25 protein-coding genes are annotated in these 25,505 nt (G+C 65.1%); 16 read left to right on the forward strand and 9 right to left on the reverse strand.

Translation table 11 applies throughout. The features are described from left to right. Window positions 1-43: 43 nt before the first annotated feature. The 3 genes from Q0030_RS27415 to acnA all read right to left on the reverse strand — a co-directional run bounded on the left by Q0030_RS27415 (window position 44) and on the right by acnA (window position 4,643). Complete coding sequence (locus tag Q0030_RS27415; RefSeq protein WP_298374127.1) at window positions 44-415, reverse strand: DUF2794 domain-containing protein; 372 nt, start codon at window positions 413-415, stop codon at window positions 44-46. Window positions 416-936: 521 nt separating this feature from the next. Continuing rightward, window positions 937-1,698 carry a DUF1223 domain-containing protein gene (locus Q0030_RS27420; RefSeq protein WP_298374130.1) on the reverse strand — a complete coding sequence of 254 codons (762 nt, stop codon included), beginning with the start codon at window positions 1,696-1,698 and terminating at the stop codon, window positions 937-939. Window positions 1,699-1,922: 224 nt separating this feature from the next. Beyond that, a complete protein-coding gene (gene acnA / locus Q0030_RS27425) occupies window positions 1,923-4,643 on the reverse strand; it encodes an aconitate hydratase AcnA (protein ID WP_298374133.1) in 2,721 nt (906 codons plus the stop codon). A gap of 240 nt (window positions 4,644-4,883) precedes the next feature. Here acnA and ccmA point away from each other — a divergent pair, with 240 nt between their 5' ends. The 6 genes from ccmA (at window position 4,884) to Q0030_RS27455 (ending at window position 8,625) form a co-directional block, all read left to right on the forward strand. Then, window positions 4,884-5,486 carry a heme ABC exporter ATP-binding protein CcmA gene (ccmA, locus tag Q0030_RS27430; protein WP_298374136.1) on the forward strand — a complete coding sequence of 201 codons (603 nt, stop codon included), beginning with the start codon at window positions 4,884-4,886 and terminating at the stop codon, window positions 5,484-5,486. Between the two features lie 268 nt (window positions 5,487-5,754). Continuing rightward, window positions 5,755-6,423, forward strand: a complete 669-nt coding sequence (gene ccmB, locus Q0030_RS27435; RefSeq protein WP_163150816.1) for a heme exporter protein CcmB — start codon at window positions 5,755-5,757, stop codon at window positions 6,421-6,423. 75 nt (window positions 6,424-6,498) lie between these two features. After that, window positions 6,499-7,302, forward strand: coding sequence for a heme ABC transporter permease (locus tag Q0030_RS27440; RefSeq protein WP_298374141.1), 804 nt, complete (start codon window positions 6,499-6,501; stop codon window positions 7,300-7,302). Window positions 7,303-7,306: 4 nt separating this feature from the next. After that, window positions 7,307-7,486 carry a heme exporter protein CcmD gene (gene ccmD, locus Q0030_RS27445; RefSeq protein WP_298374142.1) on the forward strand — a complete coding sequence of 60 codons (180 nt, stop codon included), beginning with the start codon at window positions 7,307-7,309 and terminating at the stop codon, window positions 7,484-7,486. Continuing rightward, complete coding sequence (locus Q0030_RS27450) at window positions 7,483-8,076, forward strand: DsbE family thiol:disulfide interchange protein (RefSeq protein ID WP_298374145.1); 594 nt, start codon at window positions 7,483-7,485, stop codon at window positions 8,074-8,076. Before ccmD ends, Q0030_RS27450 begins: the two co-directional genes overlap by 4 nt. A 174-nt stretch (window positions 8,077-8,250) precedes the next feature. Then, window positions 8,251-8,625 carry a helix-hairpin-helix domain-containing protein gene (locus tag Q0030_RS27455; RefSeq protein ID WP_298374147.1) on the forward strand — a complete coding sequence of 125 codons (375 nt, stop codon included), beginning with the start codon at window positions 8,251-8,253 and terminating at the stop codon, window positions 8,623-8,625. Between the two features lie 67 nt (window positions 8,626-8,692). Here Q0030_RS27455 and Q0030_RS27460 read toward each other — a convergent pair whose 3' ends face one another. Next, window positions 8,693-9,292, reverse strand: a complete 600-nt coding sequence (locus Q0030_RS27460; protein WP_298374150.1) for a septation protein A — start codon at window positions 9,290-9,292, stop codon at window positions 8,693-8,695. Beyond that, on the reverse strand, window positions 9,292-10,239 hold the full coding sequence (gene ftsY, locus Q0030_RS27465) for a signal recognition particle-docking protein FtsY (RefSeq protein ID WP_298374153.1): 948 nt from the start codon (window positions 10,237-10,239) through the stop codon (window positions 9,292-9,294). The genes Q0030_RS27460 and ftsY overlap by 1 nt, the downstream gene beginning before the upstream one ends. A gap of 49 nt (window positions 10,240-10,288) precedes the next feature. On the opposite strand from ftsY, the gene Q0030_RS27470 reads away from it, so the two are divergent. Together Q0030_RS27470 and Q0030_RS27475 are read left to right on the forward strand one after the other, a co-directional pair. Further along, a complete protein-coding gene (locus Q0030_RS27470) occupies window positions 10,289-10,990 on the forward strand; it encodes an RNA pseudouridine synthase (RefSeq protein ID WP_298374156.1) in 702 nt (233 codons plus the stop codon). A gap of 191 nt (window positions 10,991-11,181) precedes the next feature. After that, window positions 11,182-12,321 (forward strand): DUF2336 domain-containing protein, encoded by a 1,140-nt coding sequence (locus tag Q0030_RS27475; RefSeq protein ID WP_298374159.1) that lies wholly within the window; start codon window positions 11,182-11,184, stop codon window positions 12,319-12,321. A 577-nt stretch (window positions 12,322-12,898) separates the two neighbouring features. Here Q0030_RS27475 and mtaB read toward each other — a convergent pair. After that, on the reverse strand, window positions 12,899-14,182 hold the full coding sequence (gene mtaB / locus Q0030_RS27480) for a tRNA (N(6)-L-threonylcarbamoyladenosine(37)-C(2))-methylthiotransferase MtaB (RefSeq protein WP_298374161.1): 1,284 nt from the start codon (window positions 14,180-14,182) through the stop codon (window positions 12,899-12,901). 5 nt (window positions 14,183-14,187) lie between these two features. After that, window positions 14,188-15,063 carry a diaminopimelate epimerase gene (gene dapF, locus Q0030_RS27485; protein ID WP_298374164.1) on the reverse strand — a complete coding sequence of 292 codons (876 nt, stop codon included), beginning with the start codon at window positions 15,061-15,063 and terminating at the stop codon, window positions 14,188-14,190. Window positions 15,064-15,248: 185 nt separating this feature from the next. On the opposite strand from dapF, the gene Q0030_RS27490 reads away from it, so the two are divergent. Both Q0030_RS27490 and Q0030_RS27495 read left to right on the forward strand, forming a co-directional pair. Further along, window positions 15,249-15,971 carry a GyrI-like domain-containing protein gene (locus tag Q0030_RS27490; RefSeq protein ID WP_298374166.1) on the forward strand — a complete coding sequence of 241 codons (723 nt, stop codon included), beginning with the start codon at window positions 15,249-15,251 and terminating at the stop codon, window positions 15,969-15,971. Between the two features lie 5 nt (window positions 15,972-15,976). After that, on the forward strand, window positions 15,977-16,705 hold the full coding sequence (locus Q0030_RS27495; RefSeq protein ID WP_298374168.1) for an SIMPL domain-containing protein: 729 nt from the start codon (window positions 15,977-15,979) through the stop codon (window positions 16,703-16,705). 142 nt (window positions 16,706-16,847) lie between these two features. On the opposite strand, the gene Q0030_RS27500 is transcribed toward Q0030_RS27495, so the two are convergent. Beyond that, the gene (locus tag Q0030_RS27500) at window positions 16,848-17,915 is read right to left on the reverse strand and encodes an MBL fold metallo-hydrolase (protein WP_298374170.1); all 1,068 of its coding nucleotides are present in this window, start codon (window positions 17,913-17,915) and stop codon (window positions 16,848-16,850) included. Window positions 17,916-18,365: 450 nt separating this feature from the next. On the opposite strand from Q0030_RS27500, the gene ffh reads away from it, so the two are divergent. The 3 genes from ffh (at window position 18,366) to rimM (ending at window position 20,870) form a co-directional block, all read left to right on the forward strand. After that, entirely contained in the window at window positions 18,366-19,913 is a 1,548-nt protein-coding gene (gene ffh / locus Q0030_RS27505) for a signal recognition particle protein (RefSeq protein WP_298374173.1), read from the forward strand. 85 nt (window positions 19,914-19,998) lie between these two features. Beyond that, window positions 19,999-20,331, forward strand: a complete 333-nt coding sequence (gene rpsP, locus Q0030_RS27510) for a 30S ribosomal protein S16 (protein WP_050402543.1) — start codon at window positions 19,999-20,001, stop codon at window positions 20,329-20,331. Window positions 20,332-20,348: 17 nt separating this feature from the next. Next, window positions 20,349-20,870, forward strand: coding sequence for a ribosome maturation factor RimM (gene rimM / locus Q0030_RS27515; protein ID WP_298374181.1), 522 nt, complete (start codon window positions 20,349-20,351; stop codon window positions 20,868-20,870). A 10-nt stretch (window positions 20,871-20,880) separates the two neighbouring features. On the opposite strand, the gene gcvA is transcribed toward rimM, so the two are convergent. Then, on the reverse strand, window positions 20,881-21,792 hold the full coding sequence (gene gcvA / locus Q0030_RS27520) for a transcriptional regulator GcvA (protein WP_298374183.1): 912 nt from the start codon (window positions 21,790-21,792) through the stop codon (window positions 20,881-20,883). Window positions 21,793-21,963: 171 nt separating this feature from the next. On the opposite strand from gcvA, the gene Q0030_RS27525 reads away from it, so the two are divergent. The 3 genes from Q0030_RS27525 (at window position 21,964) to Q0030_RS27535 (ending at window position 25,492) form a co-directional block, all read left to right on the forward strand. After that, complete coding sequence (locus Q0030_RS27525) at window positions 21,964-23,163, forward strand: MFS transporter (protein WP_298374186.1); 1,200 nt, start codon at window positions 21,964-21,966, stop codon at window positions 23,161-23,163. Between the two features lie 380 nt (window positions 23,164-23,543). Further along, window positions 23,544-24,626, forward strand: coding sequence for a zinc-binding dehydrogenase (locus Q0030_RS27530; protein WP_298374188.1), 1,083 nt, complete (start codon window positions 23,544-23,546; stop codon window positions 24,624-24,626). 173 nt (window positions 24,627-24,799) lie between these two features. Continuing rightward, on the forward strand, window positions 24,800-25,492 hold the full coding sequence (locus Q0030_RS27535) for a hypothetical protein (RefSeq protein ID WP_298374191.1): 693 nt from the start codon (window positions 24,800-24,802) through the stop codon (window positions 25,490-25,492). The last annotated feature ends 13 nt before the right edge of the window (window positions 25,493-25,505 follow it).

The raw sequence follows: 25,505 nt of genomic DNA on the forward strand, positions 1-25,505 counted from the left end.
CGACCCGTTGGCTCCATCCGGGCTACTGTCTGAATCTGCCCGCCTACACCAGCGACAGCTTGCGATCGATCACGAACAGCACCCGTTCGAGGTCGTGGCCGCGGCGCAGGATCAGGCCGGTCGCCGAGATCACGCTGTACATGCCCTGCTTGCGCGCAAGCCGGGGATCTTTCTCGATCCGGTAGATCGGCACTTCGGATGCGCGCCGGAACACCGAGAACACGGCACGGTCCTTCAGGAAGTCGATCGCATAATCGCGCCACTCGCCATCGGCGACCATGCGGCCGTAGAGATTGAGAATGCGGTTGAGCTCAAGTCGATTGAATGTCACGCGGTTGGGCTGAGGGGTCGCGGCGGCGGGACGCGCCGCGGCACGATTCCCACTCGGATCAGTGTCCTCCGAGATCAAACTCATCGAGCGCCTCCTGTCATCCCGGTGACGATCGGGTTCCGAAGGCCGGTGCCCCCACTTCGGGATCGTCACGAGAGTGACATGATTGCGCTAAGCGACGGAGCCTGCAAGGGGCCATTCGCAATGCAACCAGCCCTTAACCACGGTCAGGCGCGACGGATTGTCCGGAAAACCGAAGAGTCACGGGAACGTTAGAGGAATCATATTGCTGCCCCACTTCCGCCCATCGCCCGCCCCGCTGCCCTGCGAAAAGATAATCCTGCGTTGGCCCGGTCCTTTCGGTTCCGGATTCCTCAGCCCCCAGCCCCCCGGGGCCGTCGGGATCGGGCCTGTTCGCAGGGGAGTTAAATCCCAACACTGGGCCAACGAAAGTTGGTCCTTTTTGTTTTTGGGGCCCTGCTCAATCACACACGAGCGCCGCGCGCTCATCGCTCTCGTTTCAGCGCATTTCTGGATGCACGTTTGCAACCATGCCGAGACTGCGCGGCAACATCCGCGCGGCCTAACGACGCAACTGACGCAAGCTAGTGAAGCGAGGTGAAGGCGGCGCCCAGCATCGGGCCCGGCTTGTCGCGATTGCCGTCCTGGACGTAAACGGCCGCGGCATCGACACCATCGCGCGCGATGTTCTCCAGCGGCACGGTCCAGCTCCCGGACGAGCCGTTCCAGTCACCGACCTTCAGGAGATTGCGCACCACGTTGTGGTAGGTGATCTCGCGGCCGCGGTTCTCGCCGCGCGCGATCGAGATCGGCACCGATTTCGAGATCGAGCAGATCCAGACTTCGCCGCGCGACACCGCAGGCGATTTCGATGCGGCCACCGACACGTTGATCTGCTTGCCGGTCAGCGTCATCGTCACCGGCACCGACATCACGCTGCCGCCCTTCTCGGTGTCCCTGATCGCGCTCTCGATGCTGGCGCGGTCGCTGCCGATCACATGGGCGGAGCCGTTGATGACCGCCTGCGGCGTGTAGACGTCGCGATCGCCGCGCATGTGCGAATAGGCTTTCTGGCGCGCGCTGAAACGGGAATCGGCCAGCGTGTCCTTCCAGCCGAGATAGTCCCAATAGTCGATCGGCATGCTCAGCGCGATGACGTTGGGGTCCTTCGCGAGGTCACCGATGATCTTGTCCGCGGGCGGACAGGACGAGCATCCCTGCGAGGTGAAGAGTTCGACGACAGCACGCGGGTCGGCGTGAGCGGGGCGGATGATTGCGACGATCGCGCAGAAACCAAGGGCGCTGGACCATCGCGAGATAGAATTATAGGCCATCATCGCTGTCATACTGCGAACCAGTCGTGATGATTTCTATCCGTAATTGTACGGAGCATGAAGTCTGTCCCTGAACTTGCGTGCCCCAAAACGCGAGAAAGCGGCCTTGTCATAGGCCGCCTTCATTTTAGCCGCTACTCACTAAGCAGTGAGGCACCGATCACAAATCCGCGCAAGAGCATGGTCCGGAAAAGTGTGAAGCGGTTTTCCGGGCAGACCATGCTCAAACAAAGGGCCTAGGCCGCGAGCTTGCGCAGCACGTAATGCAGGATGCCGCCGTTGCGGTAGTAGTCGAGCTCGTCCAGCGTATCGATGCGGCAGAGCAGCGGGACATCCCGCTTGCCGCCGTCGGCGGAGACGATCTCGGCCGTCAGCGTCTGGCGCGGCTTCAAATCGCCCTGCAATCCGCGGATCGTGACCTTCTCATCGCCCTTGAGGCCGAGCGAGGACCACGAGGTGCCGTCCTGGAAGGTGAGCGGAAGCACACCCATGCCGACCAGGTTGGAGCGATGGATGCGCTCGAAGCTCTGGCAGATCACCGCGCGCACGCCGAGCAGGCGGGTGCCCTTCGCGGCCCAGTCGCGCGACGAGCCGTTACCGTATTCGGCGCCGGCGAACACCACCAGCGGCACGTTCTCCTGCTGGTACTTCATCGCCGCGTCGTAGATCGACATCTGCGCGCCGTCGGGCCAGTGCTTGGTCAGACCGCCTTCCGGAATATTGCCGTCGGCGCCCTTCAGCATGAAGTTCTTGATGCGGATGTTGGCGAAGGTGCCGCGCATCATGACTTCATGGTTGCCGCGCCGCGTGCCGTACTGGTTGAAGTCGGCGGGGCGCACCTGGTGCTCGCTGAGGAACTTGCCCGCGGGCGAGGTCAGCTTGATCGAACCGGCCGGCGAGATGTGGTCGGTGGTGATCTTGTCGCCGAACATCGCGAGGATCCGCGCGTCGACCACGTCGACGACGGGGTCCGGCTGCTTCTTCATGCCTTCGAAGTAGGGCGGGTTCTGCACATAGGTCGAGCTCATGTTCCAGCGATAGGTCTCGCTTTCCGTGGTCTTGATCTTGCGCCAGTTGGTGTCGCCCTTGAACACGTCGGCGTACTTCTTCTTGAAGATCGTCGCGGTGACGTACTTCTTCATGAAGGTGTTGATCTCCTTGGCGGTCGGCCAGATGTCCTTCAGGAACACCGGCTTGCCGTCCTTGCCGATGCCGATCGGCTCGACCGCGAGATCCTTGGTCACGGTGCCGGCGAGCGCATGCGCGACCACCAGCGGCGGCGAGGCGAGGTAGTTCGCCTGCACGTCGGGCGAGACGCGGCCTTCGAAGTTGCGGTTGCCCGAGAGCACAGCGGCGGCGACGATGCCGTTTTCGTTGATCGACTTCGAGATATCTTCCGGCAGCGGGCCGGAGTTGCCGATGCAGGTGGTGCAGCCGAAGCCGACCAGGTTGAAGCCGACCTTGTCGAGATCGGCCTGCAGGCCGGAATTGGCGAGATATTCCGCCACCACCTGGCTGCCCGGCGCGAGCGAGGTCTTCACCCACGGCTTGGCCTTCAGGCCCTTGGCGGCCGCCTTGCGCGCCAGGAGGCCGGCACCGATCAGCACGCTCGGGTTCGAGGTGTTGGTGCAGGAGGTGATCGCGGCGATCACGACGTCGCCATGGCCGAGATCGAAATTGCGGCCCTCGACCGCGAAGCGCTTCGCTTCACCGTCGGGCTTCTTGTATTCGTTGACCAGCGCGGTGGCGAAACCGGTCGACACCGCCGGCAGCGCGATGCGGCCTTCGGGCCGCTTCGGTCCGGCCATCGACGGCACAACGTCGGCGAGATCGAGCGTCAGCGTGGTGGTGAACACCGGGTCAGTCGACTTGGCGGTGCGGAACAGGCCCTGCGCCTTGGCATAGGCCTGCACCAGCTTGACGCGATCGGCCTTGCGGCCCGAGGTCTTGAGGTAATCGATGGTCGCGGCATCGACCGGGAAGAAGCCGCAGGTCGCGCCGTATTCGGGCGCCATGTTGCCGATGGTCGCCTTGTCAGCGACCGACAGGAAATCGAGGCCCGGGCCGAAGAACTCGACGAACTTGCCGACCACGCCGAGCTTGCGCAGCATCTGGGTGACTGTCAGCACGAGGTCGGTCGCGGTGACGCCTTCCTTGAGCTGGCCCTTGAGCTTGAAGCCGACCACCTCCGGCAGCAGCATCGACAGCGGCTGGCCGAGCATGCAGGCTTCCGCCTCGATGCCGCCGACGCCCCAGCCGAGCACGGCGAGGCCGTTGACCATGGTGGTGTGCGAGTCGGTGCCGACGAGCGAGTCGGGATAGGCGACCTCGAAGGTGCCGGTCTTCTTGCCGACCGTCATCTTCTCCTTCTTGGTCCAGACCGTCTGGGCGAGATACTCGAGATTGACCTGGTGGCAGATGCCGGTGCCGGGCGGCACCACCGAGAAGTTCGAGAACGCCTTCTGGCCCCACTTCAGGAACTCGTAGCGCTCCTGGTTCTGCTTGTACTCCTCGGTGACGTTCTTCGCGAATGCCTTGTTGTCACCGAAGAAGTTGACGATCACCGAGTGGTCGATGACGAGATCGACCGGCACCAGCGGGTTGATCTTCTCGGCATCGCCGCCGAGGTTCTGCATCGCGTTGCGCATCGCCGCGAGATCGACCACGGCCGGAACGCCGGTGAAATCCTGCATCAGGACGCGCGCCGGGCGGAACGCGATTTCGTGCTCGAGCTGGCGCTTCCTGAGCCACTTCGACACCGCAACGATGTCTTCCTTCTTGACGGTGCGGCCGTCCTCGTTGCGCAGCAGGTTCTCGAGCAGAACCTTCATCGAATACGGCAGCTTCGAAATACCCTTCAGTCCGTTCTTCTCTGCCTGGGGCAGGCTGTAATAGACGTAGGACTTGGCGCCGACCTTCATGGTCTTGCGGCATTTGAAGCTGTCGAGTGAGGTCATGCGGAGGATCCCAATTCTCAGTTATACCCGGCAAGGGTAACTAAACACCGGCGATCGACACTGGCCGAGGGGATGGCCTGGGTGGCTTGCGGCCGCCGGTTGTGTGTGCTGCATCAAGTTCCGGGCTTATAGAACCTTTCTAGAAGCACTGCCACACCGACAAGCGTGCGACAACGTTGCGCGACCCAAAAATTCTCACGCGGTAGCGAAAGATTTCAGAGGGCTGTGACAAGACGAACCATGCGGCTCTCGGGACGAAATCTGAAATGCGTGCGCGGCGGACGCGAGGTGTTTTCTGGCCTCGATCTGTCGGCCACGGCTGGTGAGGCGCTTGCCGTCACCGGCCCGAACGGCGCGGGCAAGACCTCGCTGCTGCGCGTCCTCGCCGGGCTCCTGGTTCCCGCCGAGGGCTCGATCACGCTCGATGGCGGCGACGCCGAGCTCAGCCTGCCCGAACAGGCCCACTATCTTGGCCATCGCGACGCTCTGAAGCCGGCGCTGAGTGTCGCGGAAAATCTTTCCTTCTGGCGGGAATTCCTCGGCGGCGAGACGGAGCATGCCGGCCGCTGCCTTGCCGCCGTGGCGCTCGACCACGCCGCGCATCTGCCGGCCGCCTACCTGTCCGCCGGCCAGCGCCGCCGCCTCTCGATCGCGCGCCTGCTCTCGGTGCGGCGGCCGGTGTGGCTGCTGGACGAGCCGACATCGGCGCTCGATGCGGCCGGACAGGCGCTGTTCGTCGGGCTGATGCGCGACCATCTCGCAAGCGGCGGCCTGATCGTCGCTGCGACCCATCTGCCGCTCGGCATCGACGCGCGCGATTTGCGGATGGGAGGCGCGGCATGAGCGCGCTGTTCTATCACTCGCCGCCGTGCGCAGCTCTCTCCGTTCCCTCCCCCCTTGTGGGGGAGGGTCAGGGAGGGGGGTGCCACACGGCGTGCGCTCTCCAACAATCTCTCCACGACATAAGACCGAGATTGCAAAAGCGACATCCCCCTCGAACATCTCGCCCGGGGCCACCCCCCTCCCCAACCCTCCCCCACAAGGGGGGAGGGAGCGCACCGTTTGCGTGGCAAGACAGCGACTCACACGGCAACTACAGCAGAGGCGCGGCATGAGCGCGCTGGCCGCCTTGATCCGCCGCGACATCCGCATCGCGCTGCGCGTTGGCGGCGGGGCGCTGATCGGGGTGCTGTTCTTCCTCACCGTCACGGTGCTGATGCCGTTCGCGGTCGGGCCGGATCTGGCGCTGCTGTCGCGGCTCGGCCCCGCCATCCTCTGGCTGGGTGCGCTGCTGGCGAGCCTGCTCACCCTCGACCGGCTGTTCACGGCTGACCACGAGGACGGCTCGCTCGACCTCATCGTGATGAGCCGGACGCCGCTGGAACTGGCCTGCGCGGCCAAAGCGCTGGCACATTGGCTCGCCGCCGGCCTGCCGCTGATCATCGCGACCCCGGTACTCGGCCTGCTGCTCAATCTCGACGGCACGGCGACGCTTGCGGTTGCGGCGACCTTGCTGGCGGGAACACCGGCATTAACCTTTACCGGCATGATCGGCGCGGCATTGGCGGTGACGCTGCATCGCGGCGGGCTGCTGCTGGCGGTGCTGGTGCTGCCGCTGTCGATCCCGGTGCTGATCTTCGGCGTTGCGGCCTCGCAGGCGGCGATATCGGGACCCCTGCCCTTTGGAACACCGTTCTCGATCCTTTGCGCGCTGTCGCTTGCCAGCCTCGTGATCGGCCCGTTTGCCGCCGCCGCGAGCCTGCGGCACGGGCTGGACTGAGATGGACCCGATCAAATCTCGCCGAGGGGAATTCGACCAATTGCCTCGCTCACAGCGGACGATTATCAGGGTGCCATGAAGCTGACTGAGACGCTGACCGACCTCGCCAATCCGACCAAGTTTCTGGCGCTGACCGCGCGCATCCTGCCGTGGCTCGCGGGCGTGACCGCGGTCCTGCTCGCGATCGGGCTCTACCAGTCGGCGATGGCGCCCGACGACTACCAGCAGGGCGCCACGGTCAAGATCATGTTCATCCACGTGCCGAATGCGTGGCTGTCGATGTTCGTCTGGGGCGTCATGAGCGTGGCCGCGCTCGGAACGCTGGTGTGGCGGCATCCGCTCGCCGACGTCGCTGCGAAGGCCGCCGCCCCGATCGGCGCCGCCTTCACCTTCCTTGCGCTGGTCACCGGCTCGCTGTGGGGCCGGCCGATGTGGGGCACCTATTGGGAGTGGGACGCGCGGCTGACCTCGGTGCTGATCCTGTTCCTGATGTATCTCGGCCTGATGGCGTTGTGGCGCGCGGTCGAGGACCCTTCACGCGCGGCACGGGCGGCGGCGGTCCTGACCCTCGTCGGCGCGATCAACATCCCGATCATCAAGTTCTCGGTCGACTGGTGGAACACACTGCACCAGCCGGCCTCCGTGCTCCGCATGGGCGGATCGACGCTCGACAAGGCGTTCCTGTGGCCACTGCTGGTGATGGCGATCGCGTTTTCGCTGCTCTTCATCACCTTGCATCTGGCGGCGATGCGCAACGAGATCCTGCGCCGGCGCGTGCGCAGCCTGCAGATGATGCAAGCCAACCGCATCGCGTTTTCGAGCGAAGTGGGCACCGGTTCGCGTGAAGAAAACGCGTCAAAACCAATTGGGGCGGCGTGACACGATGTCGCTTGGTCCCTACGCCTCTTTCATCGTGACGTCCTATGCGCTGGTCGCAGTGGTCGTGCTGCTGTTGATCGTCTGGATCGTCGCCGACTATCGCCGGCAACAGGCGCGCCTGAAGGAGATCGAGGCCAGCGGCATCACGCGCCGCTCCGGCCGCAGCGCGGCGGATATTCGATGAGCGATCAGGCGACCAACAGTCCGCCGCAAGCCCGCCGCCTGCTGGTGGTGCTGCCGCTGGTGGTTTTCCTCGGGCTTGCCGGGCTGTTCCTGCTGCGGCTCTATGGCGGCGATCCCTCGAAAATCCCGTCGGCACTGATCGGCCGGCCGGCACCGCAGACCGCCCTGCCCGCGCTCGACGGCCTCGTGAAGGACGGCGCGCCCGTCCCCGGCCTTGATCCCGTGGCCTTCAAGGGCAAGGTCAGCATCGTCAACGTCTGGGCGTCCTGGTGCGTGCCGTGTCATGACGAGGCGCCGCTGCTGACCGAGCTCGGCAAGGACAAGCGCTTCCAGATCATCGGCATCAATTACAAGGACTCGCCCGAGAATGCGCGGCGCTTCCTCGGCCGCTATGGCAATCCGTTCGGCATCGTCGGCGTCGACGGCAACGGCCGCGCCTCCATCGAGTGGGGCGTCTATGGCGTGCCCGAGACCTTCCTGGTCGGACGCGAAGGCACGATCGTCTACAAGCTGGTCGGCCCGGTGACGCCGGACAACGTCAACACCGTGCTCAAGGCCGAGATCGAGAAGGCGCTGCGCGCGAGACCGTAACCGCATCGGCACGCCGCGACTCGCGAACATGAATCGAGCATGAACGACGCGAGAAAACACCTGCGGCATAATACTTCGACGGGTTTATCTGCGGTTCATTTCACGGCCACGGCGACGCCACGAACGCAACCCTAACTCCATGGCGTGACTTCACTCATTCCTCGGAGAGGACATATGCGCAAGACCACGCTCGCTTCACTTCTTGCTACCGCACTCACGCTCGGCCTGATGACGGCCACGCCGTCGATGGCCCAGTCGCCGCAGCCGGCCGCGCCAGCCGCCAAGTCCGAGAGCCACATGGCGCCAGCGCCGAAAGCGGCGGCCCCTGATCTGAAGACGACGGGAATGGCGAAGGACGACCTGCTCGACATCAACAGCGCCAGCCCCGACCAGCTCGACGCACTGCCTGGTGTCGGCAAGGCCTATTCGGCCGCGATCATCAAGGGTCGCCCCTACAAGGGCAAGGATGAACTGGTGCAGAAGAACATCCTGCCGCAGGCGACCTACGACAAGATCAAGGACAAGATCGTCGCCAAGCAGAAGAGCTGAGCTCTGAAGGCTTGATCTCCGAAGCGTCGGACGCAGCGCGGCGCAATCGCCCGCGCTGCGTTCGGATTTACTTTCGCAGGTCGCCGGCTTCCGCCTCGCTGGTTTCCAGCGAGACCGGCTCCAGATGATAGCGCTTGGTCAGCGGCATCTGGGCGATGGCGAAGACCATGGTCAGCGGCGTCACGCCGAACACCTTGAAGTTCACCCAGAAATCCGTGGTCTGCGTCCGCCAGACGATCTCGTTGAGGATGGCCATGCCGGCGAAGAACAGCGCCCAGCGCATGGTGAGGATACGCCAGCCCTGCGGCGTCAGATTGAACATCTGGTCGAACATCACGGCGATGAAGGAACGGCCGAACAGCAGCCCGCCGCCGAGCACGGCCGCGAACAGGCCGTAGATGATGGTCGGTTTGACCTTGATGAAGGTCTCGTCGTGCAGCACCAAGGTCAGGGTGCCGAACACCAGCACGATCGCGCCGGTCACCAGCGCCATGATCGGCACGTGTTTGGTCACCACATAGGACGCGATCATCGCCGCCACGATCGCGACCATGAACGCAGCCGTAGCCACAAACAGATGGTACTTGGCGTTCGCGACAAAGAACACGAGCAGCGGGCCGAGCTCGGTCGCAAGCTTGAACAGCGGATGTGGCTGGGTCTTGTCCATTAATTCTCGATCCCGGCAATCGCCTTGGCAAAATCCTTCGCCGTGAAGGGCGCGAGGTCCTCGACGCCTTCGCCGACGCCGATGAAATGCACCGGCAGCTTGTGCTTTTCCGACAGCGCGACAAGGATGCCGCCGCGCGCCGTCCCGTCAAGCTTGGTCATCACGAGGCCGGTGACGCCTGCCGTACGATGGAATGCCTCGACCTGCGACAGCGCATTTTGTCCCACCGTGGCGTCGAGCACGAGCAGCACCGCATGCGGCGCCGACGCATCGACCTTCTTGATGACGCGCACGACCTTTTCGAGCTCGTTCATCAGCTCGGACTTGTTCTGCAGCCGGCCGGCGGTGTCGATCAGCAGCACGTCGCGCGCCTGCTCCTTTGCCGCGGTCAGCGCGCTGAAGGCGAGGCTTGCCGAATCGGAGCCCTGGGCCCCGGCGATCACCGGAGACTTGGTGCGCTCGCCCCAGACCTTGAGCTGCTCGATCGCCGCGGCGCGGAAGGTGTCGCCAGCGGCCAGCATCACCTTGCGGCCCTCGGTGGAGAATTTCGCGGCCAGCTTGCCGATCGTCGTGGTCTTGCCGGAGCCGTTGACGCCGACGACCAGGATCACGAACGGCTTCAGCGTCGCATCGATCTCGAGCGGCTTGGCCACCGGCGCCAGCACCTTCTCGACCTCGGTCGCAACGACGTCCTTGACCTCGTCGGCCGAGATCGCCTTGTCGTAGCGGCCCTTGCCGACCGCCTCCGCAATGCGGACCGCGACATCGGTGCCGAGGTCGGCGCGCAGCAGCACATCCTCGATTTCATCAAGCATGGCAGAATCGAGCTTGCGCTTGGTGACGAGGTCGGCGACCGCGGTCCCGATCGAACTCGAGGTCCGCTTCAGGCCGCCTTTCAGCCGCTGCCACCAGCTCTGTTTGGGAGTTCCCGCAGTGGTATCGTTCATGACGCGGACGTGTTAGCCGTTTCGGCCCACAAACGAAAGTCTCGACGAATTGATCGATGTTCCCCAATTGACCGCGGAAGAAATCCTAGGCCGGGTGCTCCACCGCGACGGACTGATGCTGGTCATTGACAAGCCGGCGGGCCTGCCGGTGCATCGCGGGCCCAAGGGCGGCCCCAATCTGGAGGCCTCGTTCGACGCGTTACGGTTCGGCCTGCCGCGGCCGCCGGTGCTGGCGCATCGGCTGGACAAGGACACCTCCGGCTGCCTCGTCCTGGGACGCCACCGCAAGGCGACCGCCTCGCTCGGGCTGCTGTTCAAGCACAGCAAGATCGCAAAGACCTACTGGACCGTGGTCGAGGGCGGCCCCACCGAGAACGAAGGCACCATCGACATGCCGCTCGGCCGGCTCAACGCCGAGCGCGGCTGGTGGCAGAAGCCGGATCCGGATGGCCAGAAGGCCGTCACCAACTGGAAGGTGCTGGGACGCGGCGACGGCCTCACCTGGCTCGCGATGGAGCCGGTCACCGGCCGCACCCATCAACTCCGGGTGCATTCGTCGGCGATGGGCTGGCCGATCGTCGGCGACAATATCTATGGCAACGGTCCGCGCTTCGGCGAGCCGACCCTGCATCTGCATTCCCGCGAAATCGGCATCCCGATTTCCCGCAACAAGGACCCGGTGCACGTCGTCGCGCCGGCGCCGGCGCACATGCAGGAGCGGCTCAAGGCCTGCGGCTGGAACGGCGAGTAGAGCGTTTTCCAGCGAAGCCTGTCCCGCACTTGATGCGGGATGGATACCGGTTCGCGCAAAGAAAACGCGTCAAAGTGTAGAGCTTCCTCCGGGATTCTACTGATCATTATCCTTACGAAACGTTCAGGTCCGCCCGATAGAGCTGCAAGCTGGCTTAGAACAAGCACATCGGGACGGGCTCAGGACGAGCAATGCTGACTGCCGGGCAGGCAATTGTCGACCAGGTCGAGGCTGCGATACGCGCCGGCTCCGCCGAAAAATGCATCGCCACGGCGAAGCGCGTCACTGATCTCTTCCTTCACTCCGCCGGCAGCTTCAACAGCGAGCAGATCGAACTGTTCGACAATGTGCTCGAACGGCTGGTCAAGACCATCGAGCTGCGCGCGCTCGCCGAGATCAGCGCCCGGATGGCGCTTGCCGAGATCAGCGAGCAGCTCGCCCCGGTCGCGCAGGCACCGCCCGCGATCGTTCGCCGCCTCGCCAGCAACGACGAGATCCGGATCGCGCGGCCGATGCTGCAGGAATCCTCACGCCTCAGTGCCGAGGATCTGGTCGAGATCGCGCAGACCAAGAGCGAGCAGCATCTGCTCGCCGTCGCCGGCCGCTGGTGGCTAAAGGAAGTCGTCACCGACGCGCTGCTGGCCCGTCGCTTTGCAAGCGTGAGCCACCGCCTCGTCACCAATCCCGGCGCCAAGGTATCGCCGGACGGATTTGCCGTCATCCTCGCGCAGGCCGAGCACGATCCGACCCTCGCAGTCGAGACCGGCATCCGCGCGGACCTGCCGGCGGAGCTCCGGCTTCAGCTCCTGCGCCGGGCAACGGAAGAGGTCCGCGGCCGTTTGCTGGAGCGCGCCCCGCCGTATCTGTACGAGGAAATCCGGCACGCGATCGCCGCGGTCGCCGCCGGCGTCGAGCGCGACATGTCGCAGGTCCGCGATTTCACTGCAGCCAAGCGCCACGTCGCAAGACTGAAGGACAGCGGCGAGCTCGACCAGGCCGCGCTGCTCGGCTTCGCCAGGCAGCGTAAATATGAAGAGACCGTTGTTGCGCTGGCGGATCTTGCGCAATCGAGCATCGAGGTGATCCGCTCCCTGATGCAAAGCCTGCGCAGCGAAGGCTTGCTGGTGCCGTGCCGGGCGGCCGGCCTGAGCTGGGAGACCACCGCCGCGGTGATGGAATGCCGCTATGCGACCGGGTCGATGGGACCTGTCGAGCTCGCCCATGCGAAGAGCCAGTTCACGAAAATGACCCGCGGAGACGCCGATCGCCTGCTGCGATTCTGGCAAGTTCGCGCGTCGCAGCCGCCAAAGCCGGGCGGACGCGCTCACTGATGGCGTCATGCGCAATGACGCGACTGGAAGCGATTTAACCTGTCAAACAGCTGGCTCGGTGTCATCACCCGCGCATGTGGCTGATCCAGTACTTAGCGGCGTCGGTGCTTGAGCCGAGAGGCCGCGGCCTCTCCCGTCGTCGTCCCTGCCTAGTGCGCAATTGCGCACGGGAGCAGGGACCCATACTCCGCAGCGGATATTGTCAACGGGACTCGTCGATCCGGCATCGCCCGACAACAACCATTCGTGGTTATGGATCCCTGCTTTCGCAGGGATGACATCGAGGTTGTTGGCGCGACGGTGGGTCAAACTTTCTATCCGCCCTCGATCCGGTGAGACGGACATGTTGAACATCTGAGTTGGGTGAAACGCGAAGCGGAAATTTGCCCGTCGGGCTAATTTGCCGCAGGGCCACATTCTCTCCCCGTCATTCCGGGGCTCGCCAAGGAGAGCCCGGAATCCATTCTTCCACGAGTTATGCGGCTCAATGGATTCCGGGTTCGGTGCTGCGCACCGCCCCGGAATGACGAGAGAATGGTGAGGCGCGTCGTCCCGAAATAACGCGGAGAGCGTCGTCTCAACGAACGTCGCCGACCGATGCAGTGAGACGCACGCCGTCATGTCCGCTGATGGACATCGCACGCACCATGCCCGGCACGTCACCATCGATCGCGACGGGCAGGAAATGCTCGGTGCGGCCCTGCCTGTCGCTCTCGATCAGCACCTCGCGCGTCGCGCCGATCTCCGCGGCCAGCCGCCGCCGCAGCGCAGCTTCGCCGGCTGCGCGCAGTCGCTTGGCGCGTTCCCTGATCGTCCCGCCCTCGACCTGCGGCATCCGCGCCGCCGGCGTGCCCGGACGTCGCGAATAGGGAAACACATGCAGGAAGGTGAGATCGCATTCCGCGACCAGATCGAGTGAGCGCACAAACATCTCTTCGGTCTCGGTCGGGAAGCCCGCGATGATGTCGGCGCCGAGCGCGATGTCCGGCCGCAGCCGGCGCAGCTGCGCGCAGAAATCGATCGCGTCCCGGCGTGAATGCCGGCGCTTCATCCGCTTCAGGATCATGTCGTCGCCGGATTGCAACGACAGATGCAGATGCGGCATCAGCCGCGCGTCGTCGGCAATGACATCGAGCAGGTCGCGGTCGGCCTCGATCGAGTCGATCGACGAGATGCGCAGCCGCTTCAGCTCGGGCACGTGGCGCAGGATCTGCCGGGTCAACTGGCCGAGCTTCGGCGCGCCCGGCAAATCGGCGCCATAGCTCGTGAGATCGACGCCGGTCAGCACGATCTCGGCGTGACCGCGTTCGACCAGCGTCCGGATCTGATCGACCACCGCGCCCATCGGCACCGAACGCGAATTGCCGCGGCCGTAGGGGATGATGCAAAAGGTGCAGCGATGATCGCAGCCGTTCTGCACCTGCACGAATACTCGCGGTAGGCCGCGCTCGAAGCCGTCGAGCAGATGCGGCGCCATCTCCGTCACCGCCATGATGTCGGCAACCGCGACCTTCTCGCTCGCATCGATACCAAACGGCGCATCGAAAGCCGCGCGCGTCGCCTGCCAGGCGCTACCTCGCATCTTCTCGTCATTGCCGACGACGCGATCGACCTCGGCCATCTCAGCGAACATATCGGCTTGCGTCTGCGCCGCGCAGCCGGTGACGACGATGCGCGCGGCGGGGCGTTCACGTTTCAGTTTGCGGATCGACTGCCGGGCCTGCGCCACCGCCTCATTGGTGACGGCGCAGCTGTTGATGACGATGGTGTCGGTAAGCCCCGCCTGCTCGGCCTCGCGACGAATCACTTCGGATTCGAACGCGTTGAGGCGGCAGCCAAAGGTGACGACGTCGACGGCCATGACGGTTAGGCGACGCTGGCGAACAGCGCCGGATCGAAGCGGCCCTCATATTCGAAATCGGCGGTGCCGGTCATCAGCACGTGATCGTCGCGCTCGCGCCACTCGATGCCGAGCTTGCCGCCGGGCAGCGTGATCTCGACAATTCGGTTAGCGCGCTTCAGCCGCGCCGCCGCAACCGCGGTCGCGCAGGCCGCCGAGCCGCAGGCCCTGGTGAGGCCGGCGCCGCGCTCCCAGGTGCGGATCGTGATGTGGTCGCGATCGACGATATGGGCGAGCGTGATGTTGGCGCGCTCCGGAAAGATCGGATGGTTTTCCAGCAGCGGCCCGAAACGTTCGAGGTCGTAGGCATTGACGTCGTCGACCCAGAACACCGCGTGCGGATTGCCCATCGAGACCACCGAAGGCGAATGCAGCACCGGATTGTCGATCGGCCCGACCTGCAGCTCGATGTAGCGGGTGTCGCGAAATTCCTCAGCCAGCGGAATGTCCTGCCAGCCAAACTTCGGCGCGCCCATGTCGACGGTGTAGAGATCGGGCGCCGGCCCCTGCCAGCAATTGAGCAGGCCGGCGCGGGTCTGGAACGTCGCCGCGGTCTGGCCGGTCTTCTCGAAGATCCGCCGCACCACGCAGCGCATGCCGTTGCCGCAGGCACCGGCCTCCGAGCCGTCATTGTTGTAGATCGAGATGAACGCTTCCGTGCCGTCGAGCCGCGGCGGCTGCAGCACCATCAGCTGGTCATAGGGCACGCCGCCGGCCGGCGACGCCACGGCGCGCGCCTCATCAGCCGAAACCTGCGCTTTGGAATCGCGCAGGTCCACGACGACGATCTCGTTGCCGATGCCATTCATCTTGGCGAATGCGTGATTGGCGAGCGCGCTCATCGATTTTCCTAAATTCTGCCCGGTTATATGGCGAGTGGTGGCCCCTTAGCCAGTCTGAATAGCCCTATGACACATCTGTCATGGGACGAATGCAGAACTCGCGTGTTAGGAATATCGCACCTCAGGGACCGCGCGCGCCGGGACAGATCGAGCGGCCGTTTGAGGAAGGGGATGGAGAATACCGAATGAACCGTATCAACACGCTCCGCGCGGCCCTGGTCGCGCTGCTCCCTTTGGCCGCGATCGCCCTGACAAGCCCGGCGCCTGCCCAGTCGCCGGCTGCCTCGCCCGCTCCGGCGGCAAGCCCGAGCCCAACGCCCGCGCCTGCGCCTGCGCCTGCGCCATCGGCAACGCCGGTGCCCCCGCCGGCCGAGACCAAGTCGCCGGCCGACGGCCCCGCCGCATCACAGTCCCCGACGCCGCCGCCGGCCGCCCCGGTGCAGACCGCCGACCCGTTCGGCGAGCCGTTCACGCTGGAACCGAAGAAGGTCGTGATGCTGAAGGGCACGGCCAACTGGGATTCGGCCTTCGACGCGCTGATCGAGGCGTTCAAGCAGCTCACCGCGCTGCTCGACAAGGACGGCGTCAAGGCAGCGGGCAATCCGATGATCGTCTACACCTCGACCGACGACACCGGCTTCACCTTCATCGCCGAAATCCCGGTCGACCAGGACGTCAAGAACCTCGGCAAGAACATGAGCATGGGCAATTCGCCCGATGGCAAGGCGCTGAAATTCGTCCATCGCGGTTCCTACGACAACATGGACAACACCTATGAGGCGATCACCAATCACCTCGACGACAAGAAGCTCGAAGCCAAGGACACCTTTATCGAGGAATACATCACCGATCCGCTGAAGACCGCCGAAGACAAGCTTGTGATCAACGTCTACGTACCCCTGAAGTGAGCCAGATGACCTATCGCCTCCCCCTCGGCCTCCCCTTAGCTGCCTCCCTCATCGCGACCACGCTGCTGGCTGCGCCCGCACTCGCCGACAGCGACTTTCCGCCGGCGATCTCGGTCACCGGCGAGGCGACCGTGTCGGCGGCGCCCGACCAGGCGCAGCTCGACGCCGGCGTCACTACCGACGGCAAGACCGCACGCGAGGCCACCGAAGCCAACAACGTGACGATGGGCAAGGTGCTGGCCGCGCTGAAGGGCGCCGGCATCGCGGAGAAGGACTATCAGACCTCGCGGCTGTCGCTGCAGCCGCAATTCGCCAACCGCCCGCCGTCGTCGCCGAACGCCCCGCCCAGCATCGTCGGTTACCACGCGAGCAATCGCGTCGCGATCAAGCTGCACGATGTGAGCAAGGTCGCTGGCGTCATCGACGTGCTGGTGGGCGCCGGCGCCAACGATATCGGCGGGCTCAATTTCTCGGTGTCGCAGGCCTCGAAGCTGCTCGACGACGCACGCGAGCGGGCGATCGCCGACGCCCGCCGCAAGGCGGAGATCTACGCCAAGGCCGCCGGCGTCACGCTCGGCGCGCCCGTGAACATCGCGGAAGTCGGCTCGGCGCCGGTGCCGATGTTCCGCGCCAAGATGGCGACGGCAGGATTCGCCGCCCCCACGCCGGTCGCGCAGGGCGAGGAAACGCTCACGGTGAATGTGACCGTTTCCTGGGCGATCAAGGAGAAGTAATTCAAGGCATCCAATTAACGTCGTCCCGGCGAAGGCCGGGACCCATTACCACTGAGTTTAGTTGTGAACGGAATCGTGGCCCCAGCGTCGCCCAGCAATCAATAGTTGGGGTAATGGGTCCCGGCCTTCGCCGGGACGACGATCAAATCTCGAATACCTGCCCGGGCTTCAACGCCACAAACCTCTCGCGCGGCACCTTGGCCGCGTCGAGCGCCTCAGTGAGTGCGATCGCCGGCGCATCGATCGCCTCGTCGGTCAATTGGAACGTGCCGTGGTGATGCGCCAGCGCCTGGGCGGCGCCGCAATCGGCCAGCGCCTGCACCGCATCCTCGGGGTTCATGTGCTGGTCTTGCATGAACCAGCGCGGCTCGTAGGCGCCGATCGGCAGGATCGCGAGCCGGAGCGGACCATGCGCCTCGGCAACCCGGCGGAAATACCGGCCGTCGCCGTAGCCGGAATCGCAGACGATGTAGAGCTTGCCGGCCGGCGTCTCCAGCACGAAGCTCGCCCACAGCGCCTTGTTGCGGTCGAACAGGCCGCGCGCGGACCAGTGTCGCGTCGGCACCAGCGTCACGGCAAGGCCGCCACCGAGCTCGACACGCTGATGCCAGTCGAACGCCTCGGCCTTGATCGCGGCATCGGAGGCGCGCATCGTGACGTCGTTGCCGAGCGGCGTGATCACGCGCGGCGCAAACGCTGTCGTCAGCTTCGACAGCGTCGCAACGTCGAGATGATCGTAATGGCCGTGCGACACCAGCACGACGTCGATCCTGGGCAGCTTCTCGAAAGCTATGCCGGGATCGTTGTGCCGCTTCGGCCCTGCCAAGCTGAACGGCGAGGCCCGCATCGACCAGACCGGATCGACCAGGATGTTGAGCCCGCTGGTTTGGACCAGCCAGCTGGCGTGGCCGACGAAGCAAAGCCGCACCTTGTCGCCGTCGATCCGGGCCGGCGGCGTATCGGCATAGGGGCTCGGCGCCCATTCCGGCCAGACCGCGCGCTGCCGGCCGCCGCCGAACTGCCAGCGCAGCACCTCGCCGAGCGATTTCGGCGGCGCGCCGTCCGGATCGAAGAAGTGCAGGCCGTCGAAATGATCGGAGACGGGGCCGTCATAGGTTTTCATCAGGGACATCCAGATCGAGGGCACGCCGACTGCCGCGGCGGCTCCGGTCAGGCTAGCGAGAACGCGGCGGCGGGTGATGAGCGGCAAGCGGGTTCCCAAACAGGAGGCAGGCTCCGCTTATATGGGTGACGATGCCGAATTCGGAACCAGCAAGGAAAACTGAAGCAATTTCAATGCATTATGGTCTAAGCTGGGCGAATTGCGGCGAAACTTTCCTTGACTTTGCCGCCCCGGCAGCGTTTAACGCCGCGACTTTCTCGGAAAGATCCGTCTTTTCGACCCGCCGACTGGTCCTGGAGGCCAGAGGCCAACGCCCGACAGCGCGATGCGCCCTCGGGCGCGAAAGTGTTTGGACCATCTTCTTGGCAGGGTGCCGAGGCAAACTATCTGGTCATCACCCGCGAAGCAGGTGATCCGGTATCCCAGAGGCAGCTCGGATTGAACCGGGACGCCGCAGCGTACTGGATGCCCCGCTTTGGCGGAGTATGACGAGAGGCGAGTGAAGCGCGCTCACGGGCGCAACGAAGGACAACGGCATTGTTCGACAATCTGTCGGAACGGCTTGGTGGCATTCTCGATCGTCTGACGGGGCGCGGTGCGCTGACCGAAAAGGACGTCGATGCCGCGATGCGCGAGGTGCGCCGCGCGCTGCTCGAAGCCGACGTCGCGCTCGAGGTCGTCCGCAGTTTCATCGACCGGGTCCGCGAGCAGGCGATCGGCGCCACCGTCGTCAAGTCGGTGACGCCGGGCCAGATGGTGGTGAAGATCGTCCATGACGAGCTCGTCGCCACGCTCGGCTCCGACGGCCAGACCATCGACATCAACTCCGTGCCGCCAGTGCCGATCATGATGGTCGGCCTGCAAGGTTCCGGCAAGACCACCACCACCGCCAAGCTCGCGCGCCGGATGGTCCAGCGCGACAAGCGCAAGGTGCTGATGGCCTCGCTCGACGTCTACCGCCCGGCGGCGATGGAGCAGCTCGCGGTGCTCGGCCGCGACCTCGACATTCCGACCTTGCCGATCGTCGCCGGCCAGATGCCGCCGCAGATCGCCCGGCGCGCGTTGGAGGCCGGCAAGCTCGGCGGCTACGACGTCGTGCTGCTCGACACGGCCGGCCGCACCACGCTCGACGAAGACATGATGAAGGAGGCGGCCGAGATCAAGGCCGCCGCCAATCCGCATGAAGTGCTGCTGGTCGCGGACTCTCTCACCGGCCAGGACGCGGTCAACCTCGCACGCGCGTTCGACGAACGCGTCGGCCTCACCGGCATCGTGCTGACGCGCGTCGACGGCGACGGTCGTGGCGGCGCCGCGCTGTCGATGCGCGCGGTCACCGGCAAGCCGATCAAGCTGCTCGGCACCGGCGAAAAGACCGACGCGCTGGAAGACTTCCATCCGAACCGCATCGCCGGCCGCATCCTCGGCATGGGCGACGTCGTCTCGCTGGTCGAGAAGGCCGCGGCGAACATCGACGCCGAGAAGGCTGCGCGCACCGCCGAGCGCATGCGCAAGGGTCAGTTCGACCTCAACGACATGCGCGAACAACTGCAGCAGATGGCGAATATGGGCGGCATCGGCGGCCTGATGGGCATGATGCCCGGCATCGCCAAGATGAAGAACCAGATCGCGGCGGCCGGCATCGACGACAAGATCATCAAGCGCCAGGTCGCGGTGATCGATTCGATGACGCGGCAGGAGCGCAAGAATCCGGACATCCTGAAGGCGAGTCGCAAGAAGCGCATCGCGGCCGGCGCCGGCCAGAGCGTCGAGCAGGTCAACAAGCTGCTGAAGATGCACCGGAACATGGCCGACATGATGAAGGCCATGGGAAGCGGCAAGCGCGGCCCGCTCGCCGGCATCGCGCAGGCGATGGGCTTTGGCGGCGGCATGAAGCCGCCTTCGCCCGAGGAGATGAAGGCGCTCGCCGAGAAGATGCAGGGTGGCGCCGGCGGCGGTCTGCCCAATCTGCCGAAGGATTTGCCGGCCGGGCTGCGCGGCGGCCTGCCGAATGTACCGGGCCTGACCGGCCTTTCCGGCAAGCCGATGCTGCCGGGCCTCGGCGGTTTCCCGGGCAAGAAGAAATGAGGAATTCGTCGCGATGGCTCACATGCAGCCGGCGCGACGCGGAATGCCAATCAATCGAACACATCGACCTTTGAAGGAGAACTAAATGTCCGTTGTTATCCGCCTCGCTCGCGCAGGCACCAAGAAGCGTCCGGTCTATCACGTCGTCGTCGCCGACTCGCGCTTCCCGCGCGATGGCCGCTTCATCGAGCGTCTCGGCCATTTCAACCCGCTGCTGCCGAAGGACAACGAAGCCCGCCTGAAGCTCGACATGGACAAGGTGAAGGCCTGGCTCGCCAAGGGCGCGCAGCCGTCGGATCGCGTCACCCGCTTCCTCGACGCCGCCGGCGTCGTCAAGCGCGCCGCGCGCAACAACCCGGAAAAGGCCGTGCCGCGCAAGGAGCGCAAGGCGCAGGCCGAAGCCGCCGCCAAGGCTTAAGCTGAACGGCGACCACGGTGACTGCACCGGTCTGTGTCGCCCGTATCGGCGCTGCGCATGGCGTGCGCGGCGCCGTCCGGCTGTGGACCTTCACCGAAGATCCGCTGGCCGTGAAGGACTATGGCCCGCTGATGACCAAGGACGGCACGCGCCAGTTCGAGGTCACGCATGCGCGCGAGGCCAAAGATCATCTGGTGGTGACGCTGAAGGGCGTCGCCAGCCGCGATGACGCCGAACGGCTCAACGGTCTCGAGCTCTACGTTCCGCGCGACCGGTTGCCGGAAACCGACGACAACGAATATTACCACACCGATTTGATCGGGCTCGCCGCGGTGACGACGACAGAGCAGCCGCTCGGCAAGGTGATCGCGATCCATAATTTCGGCGCCGGCGACATCATCGAGATCGCCCCGCCGCAAGGCGCGACGATGCTGCTGCCCTTCACCAATGCCGTGGTGCCGACAGTCGATCTCGCCGGCGGCCGCGTCGTGATCGACCTGCCGCAGGAAATCGACGGCGACGATCCGTCGGCAGCTTGAACCGAAAATATCAACCCGTCGTCCGGCCCTGCTGCTCGAGCCAGTCGCAGAACACCGCGCTGTGCGGATCGTTGCTGCGGCCTGCGGGAAAATACGCGAAGTAGCTCCGCGCCGGCAGGCTAATAGCCGGAAAGGGCGTCACCAGACGCCCGGCCGCAAGATCGTCCGAGATCAGCGCGGTCGGCCCCATCGCAACGCCGAGGCCATCGAGCGCAGCCTGGATGGTCAGATAGAAATGATCGAAGGTCAGCGCGGCCGCCGGCTCCAGCGCGGAATGCCCGGCCTCGGTCAACCAGTCGCGCCACAGCCGCGGCATCGACGTGACATGCAGCAGCGTATGCCTGGAGAGATCCGCGATCTCATGCAGCGGTAGTCGTTCGAGCAGCGACGGGCTGCACACCGGCAATCTCCGCTCCGACACCAGGAAGCGCGACGAGAAGCCATGAAACGTATCCGGACCGCCGCGGATCACGACGTCGAATGTGTCAGGCAGCGCATCCACCGGATCGTTCGACGTGCTCAAGCGCACCTCGATATCCGGGTGCTCGGCGCGAAACCGGCTCATCCGCGGCAGCAGCCAGCGCAGGCTGAAGGTCGCGAGCGCATTGACGCGCAACACCGCCACCGCGGCGTCGCCGCGCCGCTCGCGATGCTGCTGCACGGCGGCCGATATCCGGTCGAGCGCAGGCGCGAACTCCGCCAACAGCGCCGCGCCCGCCGGCGTCAGCACCACGCGCCGCACCGATCGACGGAACAGCGCCGGCGCGCCCAGCCACTCCTCGAGCAGCCGGATCTGCTGACTGACGGCGCCATGGGTGACGCTGAGCTCGGCGGCGGCTTCCTTGAAGCTGCCGAGCCGCGCGGCGGCCTCGAAGGCGCGAACCGCATTGAGCGGCGGCAGGCTGCGGCGTGGGACGAACATGATCCCTCAATACCAGATTTTCTAACGCATGATCTGATTATTACTGATTTGTGACAACGGCTGTTCGGGCGCATATTGCGTAGCAAGCTACTCATGTATCTCTCCTTTTCGAAGATTCCCTCCGATGCGCAGCTGCCGTATCTTTAGTTTTTCTTGCTTTGGGTGGCGGCGATGAGCGTGTCCATGGAAGCCGGCACATCCCGTCCCGGCCAGACCCAGGCGACGCGCACACTCACGGTGACCGGGCTCAACCACGCCCTCCATGACGGCTACACCGACCTGATCTACGTGCTGCTGCCGGTCTGGCAGGCGGAGTTCGCACTGAGCTACGGGCTGCTGGCGCTGCTGCGCGGGCTCTATGCCGGCGCCATGGCCGGGCTGCAGATTCCGGTCGGACGCATCGCAGAGCGGATCGACGGCAAGATCATCCTGATCGCAGGCACGGCACTGTCGGCGCTCGGCTACGTGTTCGCCGGATTCTCCGGCGGCGTCATTGGGCTTGGCCTGGCGCTCGCGCTCTCCGGCGCGGGCTCGAGCACGCAGCATCCGATCGCATCATCAGCGGTGTCTCGCGCCTATGGCACGGCCGCGCGCGGTCCGCTCGGCATCTACAATTTCTCAGGCGATCTCGGCAAGGCGGCGATCCCGGCGCTGACCTCGATCCTGCTTGTGATCATGTCGTGGCGGCACACGCTGCTCGTGCTCGCGTTTGCAGGCCTGCTCGTCGCGATCTGCATCGCACTCTGGATGCCGTCGGTCGGCAAGCGTGCCGAGCACAAGATGGCCGCCGCGTCGCGCCGCGCAAGCTCAGACGGCGGCTTTCACTGGCTGCTCGCGATCGGAATTCTCGACACCGCGGTCAGGATGGGTTTTCTCACCTTCCTGCCGTTCCTGTTGCGCGATAAGGGCGCCTCGCTGCCGACCAACGGCCTCGCACTGGCGCTGGTCTTCATCGGCGGCGCTGCGGGAAAATTCACCTGCGGCTGGCTCGGCGAGCGCGTCGGCACGTTGCGCACCGTGCTCATCACCGAAGGCGGCACGGCAGTGCTGATCCTTGCGGTGCTGGTATTGCCGCTGGCGCCCACCATCATGCTGCTGCCGCTGCTCGGCGTGATGCTCAACGGCACGTCCTCGGTGCTCTATGGCACGGTGCCCGAGCTCACGCCGCCGCATCAGACCGAGCGCGCCTTCGCGCTGTTCTATACCGGGACCATCGGATCGGGCGCGATCGCGCCGGTGCTCTATGGTCTGCTTGGCGACGCGCTCGGTCCGACGCTCGCCACCACGGCGACCGCGCTCACGGCACTGGCGATTTGCCTGCTTGCCGTCGCGCTGGCGCGTCATCTTGCCGACGATCCAACGACGGCGTGACGTAAAACGAACCTAGCTCGTAGCCCGGATGAAGCGCAGCGCAATCCGGGGCCGCTCTCACCGCGGATAGCCCGTTCCCGGATTACGCTGCGCTTCATCCGGGCTACAGGTCCTCACTTCTCCTTCCCCCTGAAAGGGGGAAAGTCGGGATGGGGGAGCAGCCGCGGGCGACGCTGCAAGCGGAGAGAGCAGATCCCCACCCACTTTGCTCTTGCGAGCAAAGCAACCTCCCCTTTTCAAGGGGAGGTTGGAGCGATAGCCCAGATAGAGCGAACCGTATTCTGGGGCGGCCTTCCGAGGAGACGCGTTGCTTGCATGATTCCCGGATTGCGCTTCGCGCCATCCGGGCTACTTAAGCAATGGTCTCACGGAGCATCCCAATGACAAGCACGCACAAGGCCTGGCGGCTGCACGCCCACAATGATCTTCGCTTCGAGGATGTCGCAACGCCCGGGCCCGCGCCTGATGGCGTCGTCGTCCGGATCGAAGCCGGCATGGTGCTGTCCTATACCAACAAGCTCTTGTCCGGCGCGCTGCCCTACAGCCTGCCGCCGATGCCGTTCGTGCCGGGCACCAACGCGATCGCGCGAATCGTCGCCACCGGCGAGAACGTCACGCATGTGCGGAGCGGCGACCGCGTATTCCTCAGCCCGCATCTGCGCGGCGACGTGCCGGATCGCGATCCGCCGCAGATCCTGATCGGCCTCACCGCCACGGTGACGACGCCGGAGGCGCTCGCACTGCAGGTGCGTTGGCGCGACGGCGTGTTTGCGGAGATCGCGCATTGGCCTGCCGCCTGCGTCACGCCACTTGCCAATCTCGACGACAAGCCGGCGACCGAGCTGATCGGGCTGGCAAAACTGATCGTGCCGTTCGGCGGATTGCAGCGCACCGGCCTGCGCGGCGGACAGACCATCATTGTCAACGGTGCGACCGGCTATTTCGGCTCCGGCGGCGTGATGCTCGCGGTCGCGATGGGCGCGGGCCGCGTCGTCGCAGTCGGACGCAAAGAGGCCGCGCTCGATCAATTGCGCGATGCATTCGGCCCGCGCGTCATTCCCGCCGTCGTCACCGGCGATGCCTCCGCTGACCTTCAGATCATCCGCCGCGCCGCCGCCGGCAGCGCCGATGTCGCGCTCGATTTGCTCGGCGCCGCCAAGAGCACCTCGACAACGCTGTCCGCCCTGCGCGCGCTCAGGCGCGGCGGCCGGATGGTGCTGATGGGCAGCGCCGAGGCGCCGCTCGAACTGTCGTTCCGCGAGATGCTGGCCAACGACTGGGAAGTGGTCGGGCAGTTCATGTACGACCGCACCGCGCCGGGCCAACTCGCCGGCCTTGCGGCCGAAGGCCTGCTGGATCTGCGCAAGATCAACGTCGCGACGTTCAAGCTCGCCGACTTCCGCAGCGCGGTGGACGCGGCCGCGATGATGCAGAGCCTCGACCTCACGGCCGTGGCGCCGTAACCCGCAGTCGGAGATCAACATTAAATTTAGGCAAGGTCGCCGCCGGGTTGCAGACAAGTGCTTGCACCTCTTTTGGGGGTCAGGCACGTTACGGTTGTTTGAGCAACCTTACACCAACCTTACACAACGCTGGATTTCCTCCATCGTTGATTTCCAGGCATCAGAGACATTCCATGTGGCGCAGCACTGTCGTCGCGACCGTCGGCCTCCTTGCCACGGTCGGTTTCGTTTCCGCCCAGACACCAGCCCAATCACCACCAGCCGCTCCACCACCGGCCGCCGAAACACCGAACGCGCCGGAGCCGATGGAAGACGTCCAGACCGGCGATCACTGGACCTACCAGGTGCGGGACGACATTACCGGCGACATCAAATCGACCATCACCAATACCGTCACCGACGCCTCGGCTTCCGAGATCAACATGCGGTTTTCGTTGCTCGGGAATCCGACCTTCGGCTACCAGACATTCGACCGAACCTGGAATCTGACCAATAACGGCGTTTGGAAATTTGCGCCCAATGACGGCACCGGCATTCGGCCGCCGCTCACGGTGGGCAAGACCTGGTCGTTCAAGAATACCGCTCTCAACACCAAGGCCGGCAACAGTCTGAAGCGTTCGGGGACCGCCAAGGTTGTCGCACAGGAAAGCGTCACGACCAGTGCGGGCACGTTTGACACTTTCAAGATCGAAACCACCGTTCAGGAAGACAACGCCGCCGATGCGACCAAGAAGCTGCAGTTTGAGCAGCAGACCTGGTACGCACCGGCCATCGATCACTGGGTGAAGCGCAGTTCGGTGACGCGTTCCGACGGACGCATCCGGGACAAGAGCACGATGGAGCTGGTCGAGTATGGCCGCCGCTAGATCAACCGATAAG

This window comes from uncultured Bradyrhizobium sp. (assembly GCF_947648125.1).
Lineage (GTDB): Bacteria > Pseudomonadota > Alphaproteobacteria > Rhizobiales > Xanthobacteraceae > Bradyrhizobium.

Bases quoted from the DNA above. Each gene is read 5' to 3' on its own strand.
- Q0030_RS27415 (WP_298374127.1), bottom strand. From the start codon at position 415: ATGAGTTTGATCTCGGAGGACACTGATCCGAGTGGGAATCGTGCCGCG.
- Q0030_RS27420 (WP_298374130.1), bottom strand. From the start codon at position 1,698: ATGACAGCGATGATGGCCTATAATTCTATCTCGCGATGGTCCAGCGCC.
- acnA (WP_298374133.1), bottom strand. From the start codon at position 4,643: ATGACCTCACTCGACAGCTTCAAATGCCGCAAGACCATGAAGGTCGGC.
- ccmA (WP_298374136.1), top strand. From the start codon at position 4,884: ATGCGGCTCTCGGGACGAAATCTGAAATGCGTGCGCGGCGGACGCGAG.
- ccmB (WP_163150816.1), top strand. From the start codon at position 5,755: ATGAGCGCGCTGGCCGCCTTGATCCGCCGCGACATCCGCATCGCGCTG.
- Q0030_RS27440 (WP_298374141.1), top strand. From the start codon at position 6,499: ATGAAGCTGACTGAGACGCTGACCGACCTCGCCAATCCGACCAAGTTT.
- ccmD (WP_298374142.1), top strand. From the start codon at position 7,307: ATGTCGCTTGGTCCCTACGCCTCTTTCATCGTGACGTCCTATGCGCTG.
- Q0030_RS27450 (WP_298374145.1), top strand. From the start codon at position 7,483: ATGAGCGATCAGGCGACCAACAGTCCGCCGCAAGCCCGCCGCCTGCTG.
- Q0030_RS27455 (WP_298374147.1), top strand. From the start codon at position 8,251: ATGCGCAAGACCACGCTCGCTTCACTTCTTGCTACCGCACTCACGCTC.
- Q0030_RS27460 (WP_298374150.1), bottom strand. From the start codon at position 9,292: ATGGACAAGACCCAGCCACATCCGCTGTTCAAGCTTGCGACCGAGCTC.
- ftsY (WP_298374153.1), bottom strand. From the start codon at position 10,239: ATGAACGATACCACTGCGGGAACTCCCAAACAGAGCTGGTGGCAGCGG.
- Q0030_RS27475 (WP_298374159.1), top strand. From the start codon at position 11,182: ATGCTGACTGCCGGGCAGGCAATTGTCGACCAGGTCGAGGCTGCGATA.
- mtaB (WP_298374161.1), bottom strand. From the start codon at position 14,182: ATGGCCGTCGACGTCGTCACCTTTGGCTGCCGCCTCAACGCGTTCGAA.
- dapF (WP_298374164.1), bottom strand. From the start codon at position 15,063: ATGAGCGCGCTCGCCAATCACGCATTCGCCAAGATGAATGGCATCGGC.
- Q0030_RS27490 (WP_298374166.1), top strand. From the start codon at position 15,249: ATGAACCGTATCAACACGCTCCGCGCGGCCCTGGTCGCGCTGCTCCCT.
- Q0030_RS27495 (WP_298374168.1), top strand. From the start codon at position 15,977: ATGACCTATCGCCTCCCCCTCGGCCTCCCCTTAGCTGCCTCCCTCATC.
- rpsP (WP_050402543.1), top strand. From the start codon at position 19,999: ATGTCCGTTGTTATCCGCCTCGCTCGCGCAGGCACCAAGAAGCGTCCG.
- gcvA (WP_298374183.1), bottom strand. From the start codon at position 21,792: ATGTTCGTCCCACGCCGCAGCCTGCCGCCGCTCAATGCGGTTCGCGCC.
- Q0030_RS27525 (WP_298374186.1), top strand. From the start codon at position 21,964: ATGAGCGTGTCCATGGAAGCCGGCACATCCCGTCCCGGCCAGACCCAG.
- Q0030_RS27530 (WP_298374188.1), top strand. From the start codon at position 23,544: ATGACAAGCACGCACAAGGCCTGGCGGCTGCACGCCCACAATGATCTT.
- Q0030_RS27535 (WP_298374191.1), top strand. From the start codon at position 24,800: ATGTGGCGCAGCACTGTCGTCGCGACCGTCGGCCTCCTTGCCACGGTC.